A 16,444-nucleotide genomic window follows, 5' to 3' on the forward strand; every position below is an offset into this window, starting at 1 on the left:
GACGTCTCAGTCCCACGGCAGCCGGGCCCGTACTTCGAAGCCGCCGCCGGGTGTCGGGCCGTGCTCCAGGGTGCCGCCGGCGAGTGTGGCCCGCTCGGTCAGCCCGATCAGGCCCTGCCCGGAGCCGGGCACGCGGGGCACCTCGCCGCGGGGCGGGGCGTTGCGCACCGACAGGGCGAGACCGTCGCCCGGCGCTCCGGCGACCAAGACGGTGACCTCGGTGCCGGGGGCGTGCTTGCGCGCGTTGGTCAGCGCCTCCTGGGCGATGCGGTACGCGGTGCGGCCGATGGAGGCGGGGACCGCCGCGGGGTCGGGGACGCGGTCCGCGAGGGTGACCTCCATGCCGGCCTCGCGGGACTCGGCGACCAGCGCGTCGAGTGCGGCGAGCGTCGGCTGGGGGCGGCCCGCGTCGTCGGCGTCCGCCGCCCGCAGGACGCCGATGATCTGCCGCAGGTCCTGGAGGGCCTCGTGCGCGCTCTCCCGGATGACGCCCGCCGCCCGCGCGATCTCCTCCCGGGGCGCGTCGGGCCGGAACTCCAGGGCGCCGGCGTGCACGCTGAGCAGCGTCAGCCGGTGGGCCAGGACGTCGTGCATCTCGCGGGCGATGGCCTCCCTGGCCAGCCGCTGCGCCTGTTCGGCCCGCAGCCGTGCCTCGGCCTCGGCGTGCCGGGCGCGGTCGCGCAGGCTCAGCAGGAGCTGGCGCTTGGAGCGGACGAGCAGGCCCCAGCCGAGCACCGTGACGCCGAGCAGCAGGGCGATGACGAGGGAGGCGAGGAAGGGCAGCCCCGGTTCCGGGCGCATCCAGTAGTACAGGGGCGCCACGGCGAGGCTCGCGCCGCCGATCCAGGCCACGTACCGGAAGGGCCGGTGCACGGCGAGCGTGAACAGGGAGACGAGGACCGCGCCGCCCGCGATGGCGGAGACGAGGGAGACGGGCAGCATCGCGACGGCCAGCCCGGTCGGCCACCGGCGGCGGAGCCAGACGGCGGCGCAGGCCAGGGCGCCGATCACCTGGTCCGCGACGGCCATGGCCGGTGACAGGTCCGGCTCCTGGTCCAGCACGTCGGCGGACATCAGGCCGATGCCGACCGCGAGCAGGAAGCAGGCGAAGTCGACGGCCCAGTCGCGTGCGGTGCGCCGGGGTCGGCCGCCGGGCCGCCGCGGCTGCGGGTACAGGTCCTCGACCAGCGCCGCCGGCAGTACCCAGCGCCGCTTCGCGAAGGCCGGGGGCACCGTGGCCTGTTTGTCACCGTTCACGGTCGACAAATCTATGCGGGGCCGGTGGCCGGGACGGCCGGCCGGGAGGGGCCGTCGACCAAAGTCGCGCGACCGGCGACTTTCGGCGAGCCGGGGTCCGTGCGACGACGCCTTCCGTCGGGCGGGGCTCGCCCCGCGGCCGATGTGCGTGGGGGGACCGCGGGGCGAGAGTCGGGATCATGAAGAAACTGCTGGAGTTCCTGGGGTTCGTCACCGTGCTGCAGGGCGTGATGGGCCTGGTGCACGAGTTCGCCGAATGGAACGTGGGTCTGGTGCGGCGGATCGCTTTCCTCGACGGCTACGAGGTCTACGCGAGCGTGGCCCTGCTCGCCCTCGGCGGCGCGCTGTTCGCCGCCGCCGAGAGCCGCAAGTCCGGGTGAGCCGGGGCCGGGTGGCTTCGTGGGCCTGGGTGCCGCCCCCGCCGCCGGGCTTTCCGCAGTCGTCGTTGCACCTGGTTCGAGTCGGGCACCATGCACCCCTGAACTGCACACCAGTGGGGGCGGGCCGGCTCTTCTTCCGCAGGCGAGCAGGAGCGCACCCGGCAGTACAGTCGTCTGTGAAGACCGCGTGTCCACACTCGACCGCGAGTTAACTCCGCACCAACTCGTTGAAGTTGACGGGAAAATCTCCAAGTTGTCATTGACATGCCACTGTCTACGCGCGTCATCATGAGGGCATGAGATTCCCCCCACGAATCACTCGCATCGGCGCCGCAGCCGCCCTACTGTCCGCGCTCCTCGTCGGAGCCACCGTAGCCACCGCCTCCCCGGCGGCCGCCGCGGTGGGCAGCATCTGCTACAGCGACCTGCCCTCCCAGGCGTACGACACCCTCGAACTGATCGAGCAGGGTGGCCCCTTCCCGTACTCGCAGGACGGCACCGTCTTCCAGAACCGGGAAGGCGTCCTGCCGAGCCAGTCCTCTGGCTACTATCACGAGTACACGGTGATCACCCCGGGCTCCTCCACGCGCGGTGCTCGGCGCATCGTCACCGGTGAGGAGAACCAGGAGGACTACTACACGGCCGACCACTACGAGTCCTTCGACCTGGTCGACTACGGCTGCTGAGTCCCCCTCCCCCACGGATCGGTCCGAGGAACGGTGCGACGTGGTGCGCTCCCGGGCCGGTGATGCAAGCCCACCTTGCCGGAAGGCCTCCGTCACGCTGTGAGGCGGGCCCGTGGGACAGGTGCACGGCTCGGCCTCGACGGTATGCAAGCGCCGCAGAACTCCTCGCCCCGCGTACCCCCCACGGCACACATGGGGCGCGGGGCGAGGCACGTCCTGCGGCAGCCCGGCCAGGTCGGCTTCGGGACGTCCCGTCTTCACGTCGTTTCCCCGGCGCGACCGGACGGACCCGCGGTCCTGCCGTCTGCTGTGGATGGCCCGTGACGGTCGCGTGCGGGGGCTGACAGGAGTCGGTGGCTCAGGATTCGTGGGAGGGAGCGTCTTCGCGGCGGTCCAGATGGATGTTGTGCTGGTTGATCGCCTCGGAGATGGTGAGTCGGCTCACCGTCGGCGGATGGCCGGCGGTGATCAGGATGTAACTGCCGACCGGTAGGTCCGCGAACCGGAAGCTGCCGTCCTCCTTGGTGGTGGCGGTCAGCCCTGTGCCGGAGCCGTCCGTGAGTGTGAGCCGCACGTCGTGCACCGGGGTGCGCTCGCTGTCGCTGACCACCCCGCTCAGGCTGCCGAGACGGGTGTGCGAGGCGAGTTCCACCGTCACCGTCATCTGCCGTGCCTCGCCGATCTGGATGTCGAGGGCCGCCGGCCGGTAGCCGTCGTGGTGGACCACGAGGACGTACGGGCTGTACGCGAGCCCGTCGATGACGAACGAACCGTCTTCGTCCGTCGACAGGGAACGGACGAGGCGGCCGTTCACGTCGGTCAATATGACGGACGCGCCCTTGAGGGGCATCCCGTCCGCCTCGTCCTGTGCGATGCCGACGACCACACCCTCGTCCTGGAAGGTGACCGTGTGCTCAATGGCCGAAGCGCCCGCAGTGAGGGCGAGCGGCGTAGCGGTCGAACGGTGGGAACGAGAGCGGGCGATGAGAATGTACGGCCCGTCTCCGGGTGCCCGCAGCGCATAGGCGCCGTCGCCGTCAGCGGTCGCCCGGGCGACCTCGCGGCCGTCGTGGGTGACCAGAGTGAGCGCCGCTTCGGAGACCGGAACGTCCTCGGCCCACACGACACGGCCACGGATCAGAATGGCGTCGGTGCCGGGCGCACCGTCGGCGTCGGCGTCGGCGGTGCCCTGCCGCACCTTGCGAGGATCGGCGTTGATCATGATCGTGCAGGCGACCGTGCCGATGAGCAGAATGCCGCTGACCCACCACGCGGCGGCCGCGCTGCCGTGCACGATGGACCTGACGAGGAGTTCACCCTGGGCACCCTGGCCCTTGTGGTCGGCGTAATAGGAGGCCGCCGCGTCGGCTGCGAGGGTGTTGCTCAGCGCGAGTCCGATGGCGCCGCCGACCTGCCGGGCCGTCGTCTGGAAGGCGGACACCGCGCCCGAGTCGCGTTCGGCCACCCCTGCCAGAGAGGCGTGTGTGGTGGGGGAATAGCTCAGGCCCATGCCGATGCCCAGCAGGAGCCAAGCCGGCAGCACCCCGAAGAGATAGGAACTGTCCTCGGAGAGCGTGGTGAACATCCATACTCCGGCCGCGGTGAAGGCGAGACCGGGCCCGACCAGCCAACGCGTCGGAACCCGCCCCATGACGCGCGCGACGACCTGCGTCGCGGTCACCATGACGGCACCGACCATCGGCAGGAACGCGAATCCCGCTTTGAGCGGCTTGTAGTGCATGACGATCTGCAGGTGGTACGTGGCGAACAGCGAGATGCCCATCATGCCGAAGTTGAGCAACGCGGCCCCGAGGAAGGACCCCGCACGGGTGCGTTCGGCGACCACACGCAGCGGCAGCAGCGGCTGCCGGATGCGGGTCTGGGAGAGCAGGAATGCGCCGATCAGGACGACGGACGCGGCCAACAGCCCGGCCACCAGCGGGGAGTCCCAGCCGCGATCCGGTGCCTCGGACAGTGCGTAGACAAGGGCGAGCGGGCCCAGACAGCCGAGGACCGCACCGATCGCGTCGAGGCTGACGTCACGGTGACCCCGGTCGCGTGGCAGGGTGGCGATGCCCAGGGCGGTCACGGCGACGGCGATCGGCACGTTCACATAAAGACACCAGCGCCAGCCCGCGTATTCGGTGAGCACACCGCCGACGATCAGTCCGATGGCGGCTCCGCTGCCGACGACGCCGCTGAAGAGGCCGAAAGCCTTGGCCCGTTCCTTGGTGCTGGTGAAGGTCGTGGTCAGCAAGGACACCGTGGCCGGCGAGAGGATGGCGGCGAAGACACCTTGCAGCGCCCGGGCGGTGATGAGCGTTTCGGTGTTGGGTGCGGCACCGCCGAGCGCGGAGACCACGGCGAAGCCGACCAGGCCCACGAGAAAGGTCCGGCCGCGGCCGAAACGGTCGGCGAGCCGGCCGCCGATCAGGAGTAGTCCTCCGAAGGCCAGCGCGTACGCGGTGACCATCCACTGCCGGTTGGTGTCGGACATGTGGAGCGACTGCTGGACGGAGGGCAGCGCGATCTGGACGATCGTGCCGTCGAGCATCACCATCAACTGGGCGGTGGCGATGACAGCGAGCACGTACCAGCGGTTGCGGTGGTTGCGCTCGGCGGCCGCCTGCTCGTCCGCCGTCACAGCGCCTGCGCTCATGCCTGGGGCCCCTTCTCGCTCCTGGGTGCCGGGCGGAGCTTGTTGAGCAGGCGCGCGAACTCCACGCGTTCGTCGCGGGTCAGACCGTTGACGAGTTCGTCGGCGAGGGCCTGCCTGCCCCACTCGATCTCCTGCATCAGCGCGTTGCCCTTGTCGGTGACGCTGACCAGGACAGCGCGACGATCATCCGGGTCCGGGGCCCGCTGGACGAGGCCGCGGCGCTCGAGTCCGTCGACGAGGGCAGTGACGGTGCGCGGGGCCACATCGAAATTCTGGGCGAGCGTGCTCATGCGTTGGGGGGCTCCCCGCTCGTACAGGTCGGTCAGCAGGCTGGCCTGGGAGAAGGGGACCTGATTGTTGGCGAACACGGTCCCGGCGTGGCGCAGAAGCGGAGACACCGTCTCCGTCAGAGCTGCAACGAGCTCGGAAGCCGTGACCTCGGGATCTCGAGCCACGGACACCTCCATAGTGAGTCATGGAACATCTTGAGTGCATGCTCAATATGTCAGTTGGCTCATCGACTGGCAAGCGGGGCGGCCTCCGCGGGCGCCGAACGGATACTTTGCGGTCGAATTTCGTACATGTCGAGATTCAGCAACTTCCATACCCTTTGCATTCTCGCGATGAACTTTTTACGTTGGCTTGAATGGTTGTATGCTTCAATCGATTGAGTCGCGGTGAATGCGTGAAGAAATGTGGGCGAGTGTGCCGACATTTGACCGTGGCGCAAACTGAAACGACGGGGGTTGTTTTCGTTGGATTTGCTCATCGAAAGGAAGGATGAGATATCCGCCCTGCGCGGGCTGATCTCAGACGGGAGAGCCGGAAACGGCAGAATCGCCGTCGTCAGTGGCGCGACGGGCAGCGGCAAGACCGCCCTGCTGCGGGAGGCGGCCGAGTGCGCGGTCGAACAGGGTTCGGTCGCCGTCAACGTCACCTGCTCACCGCTGGAGCGGGACGTGCCGCTGGCTGTGGTGCGTCAGCTCTTCGACGCCCTTCCGCTCGGACCCCAACCTGCCAGGCAGGTCACCGACATGCTGACAGAAGGCGTGCAGGCGGGCCTGGGTGAGATCGCCACGACCATCACGCCGGCGCACGCCAGGGTCGCCGAGGGGCTGTGGGGCCTGTTGGTCGCCTTCTCTGAACGCATCCCCGTCGTCGTTCTCATCGATGATGTGCGGAATTCCGATGCGCTTTCGCTGGTGTACTTGCTCTATTTCATTCGGCGGGTGCGCTCGGCATGCATAGCCATGGTGCTGTCAGACACAGATGACCCGCAGCCGCGCTTCCCCCTCTTCCGGGCTGAAATCATGCGCCTCCCGGAGTTGAGTCATATTCGCACAGCGGCGCTCAGTCCGACGGGTGTCACCGAATTGTTGGCGAGCCGCCTGGGGCCGGATAAGGCCGTCCTTCTCGGAGCTGAATTCCATGATGTCAGCGGTGGAAGTCCGTTGCTGCTGAAAACTTTGCTGCGCGATCTGGCTGACTCGGCGTCAACGCCCCCGGAGCAGCGGGCACCGGTGGCCGGGGAACACTTCGCGCAGGCCGTGGTCTCCTGCCTGCGCCGATCGGGACCCACGACGCTGGTGGCCGCGCAGTGGGTGGCGCTCCTCGGCGACAGCACCTGCAAGGAACTACTGGCGGAGTGTCTCGGCACCAGCCCGGAGTCTGCCCACCGTTTACTGCGAATGCTTGACACCATCGGCGTGACCCGGGCAGGACGATTCCGCCACCCTGCGGCCAGAGTCGCGATCATGGACGGCATCGCGGAACAGAACCGTGCGGAAATGAAGTTCCGCGTGGCCCGCATGCTCTACGACACGGGGGCGCCCGCCACCCAGGTGGCCGGTCACCTCCTCGGTCAGGTGGGGCAGCAGGCCGGGCTGTGCACCGAGCAGGCGGCATGGGCGGTCTCGGTGCTCCGGGAAGCAGCGGACCGGGCTCTCACGGACAATCGGGTCGAGCAGGCCATCGCCTGGCTGCGGCAGGCCCACCGGCTCTGCACCGACAAGGCGGAGCGGGGCGCCGTCCTCTTTCACCTGGCCCGCATCCAGTGGCGGCACAGTCCGACGGCGGCCCTGCGTTGCCTCGACCAGGTGACCAAGCCGTTCGTGCACGAGCGGTTCGGGACGCCGTACACCCTGTTGCTCATCCGCTACCTGCTGCGCAGCGGGCGGCACCAGGAGGCGCAGAAGATCCTGCACCGGCTGCACCGCGACGCGGACTCGCTCCCCGACGAGGTGTGCGCCGAACTCCGGCTGCTGGAGATGTGGCTGGCGGTCTCCTTCCCCGCGGTGGCCGAGCACTTCCCGTACGACCACAGTCTGGTGGTACGACGCAGCGGTCCGGTCACCGGACGGGACGAACTGCAATGGCAAGCCGCCAGATTGCTCGTCGGAGTGCTGGGCGGTGGCGTGGACAGCGGATTCATCAGCGAGGCGGAGCAGGCCCTGCGTCTGTACCAAGTGGCCGAGGCCACCCTCGAACCGCTGGTGATGGGGCTGTCCGCGCTGATCTTCGCGGACCGCCTCGCCGGCGCCGGTGCGTGGTGCGCCTCACTGATGGACGATGTCGAGACTCTCGACGCCCCCGCCTGGCGCGCCGCCCTGTCGGCGCTACGCGCGGAGATCGCGGTACGCCAGGGCGACCTGAAGGGCGCCGTCCGGCTCGCCGGGCAAGCACTCGACGACATCGATGCGGAAGGATGGGGGGTGGAGATCGGCGTCCCCCTCTCCACCATGGTGCTCGCCCACGTGGCGATGGGGCGGACCGAGGAGGCCAACGCCCTGCTCCAACTGCCGGCGGCCGGTCCCATGCACGAGAGCCGTTACGGCCTGCAGTACCGCTACGCGCGTGCCCATCACCATCTCGCCGCCGACCGCCCCCACGCCGCCCTGCGGGACTTCCTCGACTGCGGCACCCTGATGCGGCGGTGGAACCTCGACGCTCCGGGCCTCGCCCTGTGGCGGGTGGGAGCAGCCGAGGCTCTGCTGCTCCTGGGGGAACAGGCGCGAGCCAAGTCCCTGATGGACGAGCAGTGGGCACTGCTGGCCGGTAACCGCACCACCCGCAGTGCCGGCATGGCTCTGCGGGTGTGTGCCGCCGTCACCCGGCCGGACCGGCGGCCGGCGCTGCTGAGACAGTCCGCGGAGATCCTTCAGGGCTGCGGCGACCGCTACGAACTGGCCAAAACGATGGCGGACCTCGCCCACGCGCACGAGGCCCTCGGTGAGAGCGCGCGAGCACGGCACGCCTCACGCAAGGCGCTGCGGCTCGCGCAGGCGTGCGGTGCCGCGGGGATCGTCGCACGATGCCTCCCCACGCCGGGTGCGGAGCCGGTGGCCGAGACGGGCCGGCGGCCGGAGGCGAGTGCCGCCCCCCAGAGCGAGGGGATCAACGAGCTGAGCAGGGCCGAGAGCAAGGTGGCCGCTCTGGCGTCGATGGGGTACTCGAACCGGGAGATCAGCGACCGCCTGCACGTCACCATCAGCACGGTGGAGCAACACCTCACCCGGGTCTACCGGAAGCTGCGTGTCAACAGCCGCGAGGACTTGCCGACGGCCAGCCTTCAGCCCGTGGTCTCCTACTGAGCGGCCCGTTCACAGCCGACGGGAGGCAAGAAGGGCGTGAGGGGAACACCGGCCGGTGTTCCCCTCACGCCCTTCTTGCTCCGTGCCGCCGTCAGCCGGCGCCGAGGCGTTCCAGGACGTCCGCGGCACGCGTGGTGCCGCCCGCCTCCCGGATGCGCTCGCGCAGACCGGCCACGCTCGCGTGCACCTCCTGGTCATCCGCCACGGAACCCACGGCGTCCAGCAGTGCCTCGGCCGTCGGGTCCTTGCCGCCAGGCACCTCGGTGCCCAGGCCCAGCGCGACCGCCCGGCGCGCCACCATCTGCTGCTCCCGGGCCTGTGCCGCCAGGACCAGTGGCGTGCCGCAGGACAGGGCCTCCATCACACTGCCCATGCCGGCCTGGCAGACGAACACTCGCGCATGCGGCAGCACGGCGAAGTGCGGCAGCCACCGGTGCACCTCCACATGGGCGGGCAGCGGCCCGAGTTCGGCGGGATCGACCCCCGCGCGGCCCACCGTCAGCACCGCGTGCCAGGGGCTGTCCGCGAAGGCCTTCACGCACATGCGGAAGAACTCGGGGCGGTTGCCGTAGGAGGTGCCGAGCGAGACCAGCACGACGGATCTGCCGTCCGAGGGCTGCTGCCACGCGGCGGACGGCGGGGACGGGTCCAGACAGGGCCCGACGAAGACATGTCGCTCGTCGAAGGAGTCGCCGCCCGGCTGGAAGTCGCGCGGGAAGAAGGCCATGCGCGGACCCTGGAAGCCGGTCACGAAGTCCAGCGGCGAGACGTCCGCCGCCCCGTGCGCGGCCAGCAGCGCGGTCAGGTCCTCGCGAAACCGGCGCACGGCCGGCCGCTCGGCCGCACCGTCCTGCGGGGAGCCCCGCAGCATGGCCGCGAGGGAGAACCCCGGGTTGCTGGTGCGCTGGGGCAGGAAGACCGGGGAGAACTCCAATGCGGGCAGCTGCCACAGCCGTGTCAGCAGGCGGCCGGCCGGATTCATCGTCGTGTCGTACGCCACCACGTCCGGCCGTGCGTCGCCGAAGCGGTCCACGACCGTCGGCAGCAGCGCCGAGGACTCGGCGATCGCCGCCGTCAGCGCGAGCGGGAGCCAGTCGGGGGAGTCGCCGGGCGCGGCCCCGGCGAAGTCGGGCAGGGCCGGGCGGTACAGCACGGTCTCGGCACCCGTCGCGCCGACCTCGGCGGCGAACGGCTCGGTCGTGGCGTACGAGACCCGGTGGCCGCGCCGCACCAGCTCGGCGGCGACGGGCAGCGTGGGCCGTACATGTCCGTGGGCGGGAGCGGCGAAGAAGAGATAGTGGCGCGCGGGGTGCGGTTCGGTCACGTGGACTCCTCGGATTCAGGTACCGGCCAGGTCGATCACGTACCGGCCGTACTCGGTGCTCATGCCGGTCCGCCGACCGATCTCGAACAGCTGGTCGGCATCGATGAAGCCCATGCGGTACGCCACCTCCTCGATGCAGGCGATGCGTATGCCCTGGCGCTTCTCGATGAGCTGCACGAACGTCGCCGCGTCGAGCAGGCTGTCGTGCGTGCCGGTGTCGAACCAGGCGCTGCCGCGGCCCAGGTTGACCAGGCGGGCCCGGCCGGCCTTCAGGTACAGGGCGTTGAGGTCGGTGATCTCCAGCTCGCCGCGGGCCGAGGGAGCCAGTCCACGTACCAGGTCCACGGCGTCGTTGTCGTAGAAGTACAGGCCGGTCACCGCCAGGTTCGACCGGGGCTTCTCCGGCTTCTCCTCCAGCGAGAGCAGCGTTCCGTCGGCGTCCGTGACGGCGATGCCGTACCGCTCGGGGTCGGCTACCGGGTAGCCGAACAGGGTGCAGCCGTCGAGCCGTTGCCGCTCGCCCTGGAGCATGGCGGGCAGCTGGTGGCTGTAGAAGATGTTGTCGCCGAGGATGAGGGCGATGGTGTCGTCCCCCGCGAAGTGCCGGCCGATGCGCAGGGCGTCGGCGAGGCCGTCGGGGCTCGGCTGCTCGGCGTAGGAGATCTCCAGGCCCAGCCATCGGCCGTCGCCGAGCAGATCGCGGTAGGAGCCGAGGAACCCCGGCGAGCTGATGATCAGGATCTCCCGGATGCCCGCGTGCATCAGCACGGACAGGGGGTAGTAGATCATCGGCTTGTTGTAGACCGGCAGGAGCTGCTTCGAGGCGACGCGGGTGACGGGCCTCAGCCGCGTGCCGGATCCCCCTGCCAGGACGATTCCACGCATGATGTCCTTCCGGCTCCGCGTCAGGGCAGCAGTGGCTTCCACCAGGAGGTGTTCTCCCGGTACCAGGCGACGGTCGCCCGCAGGCCCTCGGCGAACGGGACGCCGGGCCGGTATCCCAGAGCGCGGAGTTTCGAGTCGTCAAGTGAGTAGCGCCGGTCGTGGCCCAGCCGGTCGGGGACCCGCTCGACCCTGTCGGCACCGTGGCCGAATTCCTCCAGCAGCAGCCGCGCCAGCTCCGCATTGGTCAGTTCTGTGCCGCCGCCGATGTGATACACCTCGCCCGGTTTACCCTTTTCCAGGACCAGGCGGATACCGGCGCAGTGGTCGTCCACGTGCAGCCAGTCGCGGACATTTCCGCCGTCGCCGTACAGCGGCACTCTGTGCCCTTCCATGAGCAGGGTCACAAAGCGTGGGATGACTTTCTCCGGGAATTGATGGGGGCCGTAGTTGTTGGAACACCGGGTAATGCAGACGTGCATTCCGTACGTGCGGGCGTAGGCCAGCGCCAGATGGTCGGCGCCCGCCTTGGCCGCGGCGTACGGCGAGTTCGGGGAGAGCGCGGACTCCTCGGTCCACGATCCGGTGTCGATCGACCCGTACACCTCGTCCGTGGAGATCTGCACGAACCGCTTGACCCCCGCCTGACGTGCGGCTTCGAGGAGCGTGTGAGTCCCCAGGACGTTCGTTCGCACGAACACCGACGGGCCGTCGATGGAGCGGTCCACATGGGTCTCCGCCGCGAAATTGAGCACGATGTCGTGGCCCGGCAGCACCTCGGCGAGCAGTTTCGCGTCGGCGATGTCGCCCCGGACGAACGTGAAGCGCGGATGGTCTGCGACCGGGCTGAGATTCTCCGTGTTCCCGGCGTACGTCAGCGCGTCGAAAGCCGTTATCTCCATCTCCGGGAAGGCGGGCCCGGATTGCGTGAGGGAGCTTCGGACGAAAGCCGATCCGATGAAACCGGCTGCTCCGGTCACTAGGGCACGCATTGGTTTCTCCCTGGTTGCCCGAACAATTGGGCGTCACTGTAATGGGAGGCCGAGCAGTGGTCCATACCCCTTATCCGGAACCGCGCAGGACTCACTTGGCTAGGGGGATTTAAGGGTTCAGTTCGGGTGGGGGGTGCTCCGTAGGTTCTGTCCGAGGCGAGCCACGAAACCGCCGCTGCAAGGCGGGACGGCGATCCCGGCCCGTACCGGCCGACATGTGGCCCTGGAGCACTCGCGAGGATCTCGCGGACGCTCCGGCACGGTCGTGGGGACGTGGCGCGGGACCGAGGTTCCCGCCACGTCGCCCGCTGTGGTGGCCGGCCGCCTCACCGGTGCAGGGCCGTAGGAACCAGACGAAGGGACGACAGTGGAAGTCAGCCTCATGGGCCTGGCGGGAATGGGCTGGATCGCGAAGTCGCTGACCGCCGCCGCGGAACTCGGCCTCGCCGACCACCTCGACGGCACGCCGATGACCGCGGAGGAACTCGCCAAGCAGACCGGGACCCATCCCGAGACGCTCGAGGCGCTGTTGCGGATCCTGTCCGCGCTCGGCGTCTTCCGCCGCGACGACGCCGGCGTGTACCGCAACTCCGCGCTGTCCGACCAGCTCCGCGACGACCACCCGCAGTCGATGCGGCACTACGTGATGCTCTCCGGCGGCCTGTACGCCGACACGTTCACCGCCGTCACCCACACCCTGCGCACCGGCGAGTCCGCCTTCCGTCACCTGCACGGCACCCGCATCTACGAGTACCTCGAGCAGCGGCCCGCCGAGGCGGACCTGTACGACAAGGCCATGGCCGACCTGGCCCGGCCCGTCGCCGCGGCCCTCGCCGGGACCTACGACTTCGGCGCCGTCCGCAGTGTGCTCGACGTCGGCGGCAACAGCGGAGAGCTGCTCAAGGGGCTGCTCACCGCCCACCCGCACCTGACCGGTACGTGCCTGGACCGGCCGGACGTCTGTGCCCGCGCCACCGCTGAACTGGCCGCCTCCGGCCGCGAGGACCTCGCGGAACGGCTCGCCTACCAGCCGGGTGACTTCCTCCAGGAGGTGCCCGCCGGCTCCGACCTGTACACCGTCAAGAACGTGCTGCACAACTGGAACCACGAGCACAGCGTCGTGATCCTCGGCCGCATCAGGGAGGCCATGGAGCGCACCGACGCCGGCCGGCCCGCCGACCGGCGGGCCCGGCTGCTGGTCATCGAGCCACTGATCGAGACCGACCTCGACTGGATGCGCGTGCTGTTCCAGATGGTCGTCTGCGAGGACGGCACCCGAGGCCGCACCGATGAGATCCAGCGGGCCCAGATCGCCGAGGCCGGCCTCGATGTACTCGACACGCTCCGCCTCTCCACAGGTCACACCGCCCACATCTGCGCCGCCGCTCACTGAAGGAGCCACCCGTGACCGTGGAGCAGCCCCTGCTGACCACCGCACCGCCCGCCTGGAAGGTCCTCAACGAGGGCAGCGGCGCCGAACCCGTCGTGCTGGCCGTCGACTTCGCCGTCTCCGGGCGCCCCGAATCCACGTTCAGCGACCTCGGCCGCCTCCTCGCCCGGGGCATCCCGCTGTGGGAGACCCGGCAGCCGGAACCGGAGCAGGCCCGCGCCTTCGACGGCGAGGACTTCGCGTCGTACTGGGTGCGGGGCGTGCGCGACACCGGCCGCCCCGTGTGCGCCGTGCTCGGCTACTGCGTCGGCGGCCTGTACGCGGCCCGCGTCGCGCAGCTCCTCGCGGCGGAGCAGGACGAGGCACCGGCCGTTGTCCTGTTCGACCCCGAGCCGCCCCACCGCGCCGGCATGGTCGCGGACTTCCGGGCCGCCGTGGCACGGTTGTCCTCCGTGCTCAGCCCGGAGGAGTCCGCGCTGGCGGGTCAGGCCGCCGACGAGGCGGCCCAGCAGAGCGCCGGCATCGCCGCGCTCGGCGCCGCGCTCACCGGGCTCTTCACCGACATCGCCGGCGCCGCCTTCGCCCGGGCGGGGCTGCCCGCCGGACTGGCCGACGAACTCAGCGGTGCCTACGAGGCGTTCGTCGCCTACATCGCGGCGGCCGCCGCGTTCGACCCGGCCGTGTCGTGGGCCGGCGCCACCGCGCTGGCCACTCCCGCGGCCGACCCGCACGCCCGGTACGCCAGGCGTCTCATCCCCGTCGACGCGGCCCACGACGACATCCTGCGAAGCCCTCTCACCGCGGACGTCCTCACCGGCCTGCTCGGCCGGTCCCGTCCGCAGGGCTAGAGCCCCCATTCAACGACCAGACCGGGCCCGCACCCGGCAGGCGCCGAGCCGGCCGACCGTGACCATCGACCACCAGCGAAAGGGTGACCCACCGTGCAGTCAGCCGAGAAGGCGATGCCGGCCGACGGCGCCGCAGCAGCCCTGCTTGCCACACTGACCCAGAAGCGGCGGCTGGACGCGGCAACGCCCAAGGAGAGCGCGCTGTGGTTGCTGGACCGGCTGCTGCCCGAGGCCGGCGTCAACAACGTCCCTCTCGCCGTCCGCGTCGACGGACGGCTCGACATCGCCGCGCTCCAGGCCGCCGTCGACGCCCTGGTACGCCGTCACGAGGTGCTGCGCACGGTCTACCTCGACCGGCAGGCGGGCCTCGTCCGCGAGGTGCTCGGCGAGGACACCCCCGGCCCGCGCGTCAAGGTCCACGACACCGTCGCCGGCGTACCGGAGAAGGCGCTGCGGGAGTTCGCCGCGACCCCCATCCGGTGTGACGGCCGGCTGATGCTGCGCGCGGCAGTCTTTCGGGGACCGGACGCCGACACCCTCGCCGTGGTGGTCCACCACCTCGTCTTCGACGCCGCCTCCGTGCCGGTCCTGATCGCCGAACTCGCCGCCGCCTACGACGCCCGCGCCACGGGCCGCGACCTGCCCGACGAGCTGCGCACCCCCGTCGCGGCACTGCGGGACCCCGCGCCCCGCGAGGAGAGCCTCGCCTACTGGCGCACCGCGCTCGACGGCTTCGACCCGGCCGGTCTCGACCTGGACTGCGCGCGTCCCGCACCGGCCCGGGCCACCCTGGTGGGCGACACCGTCCTGCACGTCCTGGACGACGAGACCCGGGACCTGGTGCGCGGGCTTCAGCGCACCCAGCGGGCACCCGAGGCCGTCATCCTCTTCACCGCTTTCTGCCTGCTGCTCGCGGCGCACGGCGCCGGCCCCGACCTCGTCGTCGGATCCCCCGTCAACATCCGGCCCCCCGAGGCGCAGTCCGCGATCGGCTACCACGTCAACACCCTGCCGCTACGCCTGACCATCGACCCCGGCCGCGGGTTTCGCGACCTGGTGAAGGAGGCGCGCACCGCCTTCTTCGGCGCGCTCGCCCACAGCGACACACCGGTGGACGCCATCGCCCACGAGATCGCGCGCGAGCCGGTGTCCTGGCGCGACACCCTCTTCCAGCACATGTTCAACTACGTGCCCGCGGAGTCCGCCGGGGCCCTCACCCTCGGCGGGACCCCGGCCCGGGCACTGCACGTCGAGACCGGATTCAGCAAGTTCGACCTGGAGCTGTTCGTCCAGTCCGGCGCCGACCACATCGGCCTGCGCGTCCTGTACTGCTCCGAGGTGCTCGACCGGGCCGACGCCCAGGCCCTGGCCCACCGCTACGCGACCCTCCTGCACACCGTCGCCGCCGATCCCGACCGGCCCGTCGGCGAGCTGGACGTGTGGAGCGCCGAGGACCGCGCGCTGCCCGGTCCGGGCACGGCACGGTCGGTACCGGACACCGCGGTCGAGGCCGACCGCGACCTCGACGCGTTCCGCACCTCCCCCGGCGGTCCGGCGTTCGGTCTCGCGGACGCGGCGGCCCGCTGCGCGGCCGCCGGCGGCTACCCGTACGTCGTTCACCCGCTGGACGCCCGGCACGTCGCCGTCGTCGGGCGGGCCGGCAACCGGCTCCCGGCCGGAGTGCGCGGCGAGGTGTGCCTCGTACGACCCGACAGGGCCACCCACGTGGCCACCGGCTGGACCGGCAGCCTGCGCCGCGACGGCGCGCTGGAACTGTACGGCCACGCCGAGCGCGTCGCCCTGCTGCACGGCCGGGCGGTGCACCCCGAAAGGGTGGAGGCCGCGCTGCTGGCGCATCCTGAGGTCACCCGGGCGGCGTTGGTCGTCACGGACGGGACAGCACTCGCGTTCGTCACCGCGGACGAGCGGCCCGGTCTCGCGGACGACGTCGCCGGACACGCCGCCCGGCTGTTGCCGCGCGCGGCGCAGCCGGCCCGGGTGATCCGCACCGACACGCTGCCACCGCGCCCCGACCACGGCTGGCACACGGCGGCGCTGCTGGCGCTCGCCGCGGCCGAGCCGGAGAGCGGGCAGGACGACGCCGACGGGCTGGTGGCCGAGCTGCGCGAGCTGTGGCGCGACCTTCTCCACCTCGCGGAACCCGCCGACGCCGACGCCAACTTCTTCTCACTCGGCGGGCATTCGCTGCTCGCCGCCCAGCTGGTGCAGCGCGTCGACGACGTGACGGGGACGCGGATCAAGCTGGCCGACCTGTTCGACCATCCGACGCCGCGCAGCCTCGCGCGGCATCTGCGGGCACCGCGTGCCGACAGCTGAGCGGCCGATCGCCGGCCCCATCGCCGGCCGGCCCGAAGACCTCTCGACCGACCGACCACTCCTGAGCGCCACGCAAGTGGCGGGGCCTCCGCCGTTTCC

General features: G+C 70.8%; 12 protein-coding genes. 6 read left to right on the forward strand and 6 right to left on the reverse strand.

Translation table 11 applies throughout. The features are described 5' to 3' along the window. Nucleotides 1-6: 6 nt before the first annotated feature. On the reverse strand, nucleotides 7-1,266 hold the full coding sequence (locus NI25_RS08100) for a sensor histidine kinase (RefSeq protein WP_061441787.1): 1,260 nt from the start codon (nucleotides 1,264-1,266) through the stop codon (nucleotides 7-9). Between the two features lie 170 nt (nucleotides 1,267-1,436). Here NI25_RS08100 and NI25_RS08105 point away from each other — a divergent pair, with 170 nt between their 5' ends. Both NI25_RS08105 and NI25_RS08110 read left to right on the forward strand, forming a co-directional pair. Further along, a complete protein-coding gene (locus tag NI25_RS08105) occupies nucleotides 1,437-1,637 on the forward strand; it encodes a hypothetical protein (RefSeq protein WP_061441788.1) in 201 nt (66 codons plus the stop codon). Nucleotides 1,638-1,933: 296 nt separating this feature from the next. After that, on the forward strand, nucleotides 1,934-2,323 hold the full coding sequence (locus tag NI25_RS08110; RefSeq protein ID WP_061441789.1) for a ribonuclease domain-containing protein: 390 nt from the start codon (nucleotides 1,934-1,936) through the stop codon (nucleotides 2,321-2,323). 358 nt (nucleotides 2,324-2,681) lie between these two features. On the opposite strand, the gene NI25_RS37360 is transcribed toward NI25_RS08110, so the two are convergent. Then, a complete protein-coding gene (locus NI25_RS37360; protein WP_078884552.1) occupies nucleotides 2,682-4,982 on the reverse strand; it encodes an MFS transporter in 2,301 nt (766 codons plus the stop codon). Beyond that, a complete protein-coding gene (locus NI25_RS08120; protein WP_158508436.1) occupies nucleotides 4,979-5,380 on the reverse strand; it encodes a MarR family winged helix-turn-helix transcriptional regulator in 402 nt (133 codons plus the stop codon). The genes NI25_RS37360 and NI25_RS08120 overlap by 4 nt, the downstream gene beginning before the upstream one ends. A 357-nt stretch (nucleotides 5,381-5,737) precedes the next feature. Here NI25_RS08120 and NI25_RS08125 point away from each other — a divergent pair, with 357 nt between their 5' ends. Next, nucleotides 5,738-8,572, forward strand: a complete 2,835-nt coding sequence (locus tag NI25_RS08125; protein ID WP_148315111.1) for a helix-turn-helix transcriptional regulator — start codon at nucleotides 5,738-5,740, stop codon at nucleotides 8,570-8,572. 91 nt (nucleotides 8,573-8,663) lie between these two features. Here NI25_RS08125 and NI25_RS08130 read toward each other — a convergent pair whose 3' ends face one another. The 3 genes from NI25_RS08130 to rfbB are packed head-to-tail and all read right to left on the reverse strand — an operon-like array spanning nucleotide 8,664 to nucleotide 11,770. Then, complete coding sequence (locus NI25_RS08130; RefSeq protein ID WP_061441792.1) at nucleotides 8,664-9,896, reverse strand: macrolide family glycosyltransferase; 1,233 nt, start codon at nucleotides 9,894-9,896, stop codon at nucleotides 8,664-8,666. 15 nt (nucleotides 9,897-9,911) lie between these two features. Beyond that, the gene (gene rfbA, locus NI25_RS08135; RefSeq protein ID WP_061441793.1) at nucleotides 9,912-10,781 is read right to left on the reverse strand and encodes a glucose-1-phosphate thymidylyltransferase RfbA; all 870 of its coding nucleotides are present in this window, start codon (nucleotides 10,779-10,781) and stop codon (nucleotides 9,912-9,914) included. A 20-nt stretch (nucleotides 10,782-10,801) separates the two neighbouring features. Beyond that, nucleotides 10,802-11,770 carry a dTDP-glucose 4,6-dehydratase gene (gene rfbB / locus NI25_RS08140; protein ID WP_061441794.1) on the reverse strand — a complete coding sequence of 323 codons (969 nt, stop codon included), beginning with the start codon at nucleotides 11,768-11,770 and terminating at the stop codon, nucleotides 10,802-10,804. Between the two features lie 367 nt (nucleotides 11,771-12,137). On the opposite strand from rfbB, the gene NI25_RS08145 reads away from it, so the two are divergent. The 3 genes from NI25_RS08145 to NI25_RS08155 all read left to right on the forward strand — a co-directional run bounded on the left by NI25_RS08145 (nucleotide 12,138) and on the right by NI25_RS08155 (nucleotide 16,345). Further along, entirely contained in the window at nucleotides 12,138-13,163 is a 1,026-nt protein-coding gene (locus NI25_RS08145; protein WP_148315112.1) for a methyltransferase, read from the forward strand. A gap of 11 nt (nucleotides 13,164-13,174) precedes the next feature. Beyond that, nucleotides 13,175-14,008, forward strand: a complete 834-nt coding sequence (locus NI25_RS08150) for a hypothetical protein (RefSeq protein ID WP_061441796.1) — start codon at nucleotides 13,175-13,177, stop codon at nucleotides 14,006-14,008. A 93-nt stretch (nucleotides 14,009-14,101) separates the two neighbouring features. Continuing rightward, nucleotides 14,102-16,345, forward strand: a complete 2,244-nt coding sequence (locus NI25_RS08155; protein WP_148315113.1) for a condensation domain-containing protein — start codon at nucleotides 14,102-14,104, stop codon at nucleotides 16,343-16,345. Nucleotides 16,346-16,444 lie beyond the last annotated feature (99 nt).

The organism is Streptomyces sp. CCM_MD2014 (genome assembly GCF_000772045.1).
GTDB classification, from domain to species: domain Bacteria; phylum Actinomycetota; class Actinomycetes; order Streptomycetales; family Streptomycetaceae; genus Streptomyces; species Streptomyces salinarius.

What these genes read in the sequence shown, in the direction of transcription:
- rfbA (WP_061441793.1), bottom strand. Translation starts at nt 10,781, where the DNA reads ATGCGTGGAATCGTCCTGGCAGGGGGATCCGGCACGCGGCTGAGGCCC.
- rfbB (WP_061441794.1), bottom strand. Translation starts at nt 11,770, where the DNA reads ATGCGTGCCCTAGTGACCGGAGCAGCCGGTTTCATCGGATCGGCTTTC.
- NI25_RS37360 (WP_078884552.1), bottom strand. Translation starts at nt 4,982, where the DNA reads ATGAGCGCAGGCGCTGTGACGGCGGACGAGCAGGCGGCCGCCGAGCGC.
- NI25_RS08110 (WP_061441789.1), top strand. Translation starts at nt 1,934, where the DNA reads ATGAGATTCCCCCCACGAATCACTCGCATCGGCGCCGCAGCCGCCCTA.
- NI25_RS08105 (WP_061441788.1), top strand. Translation starts at nt 1,437, where the DNA reads ATGAAGAAACTGCTGGAGTTCCTGGGGTTCGTCACCGTGCTGCAGGGC.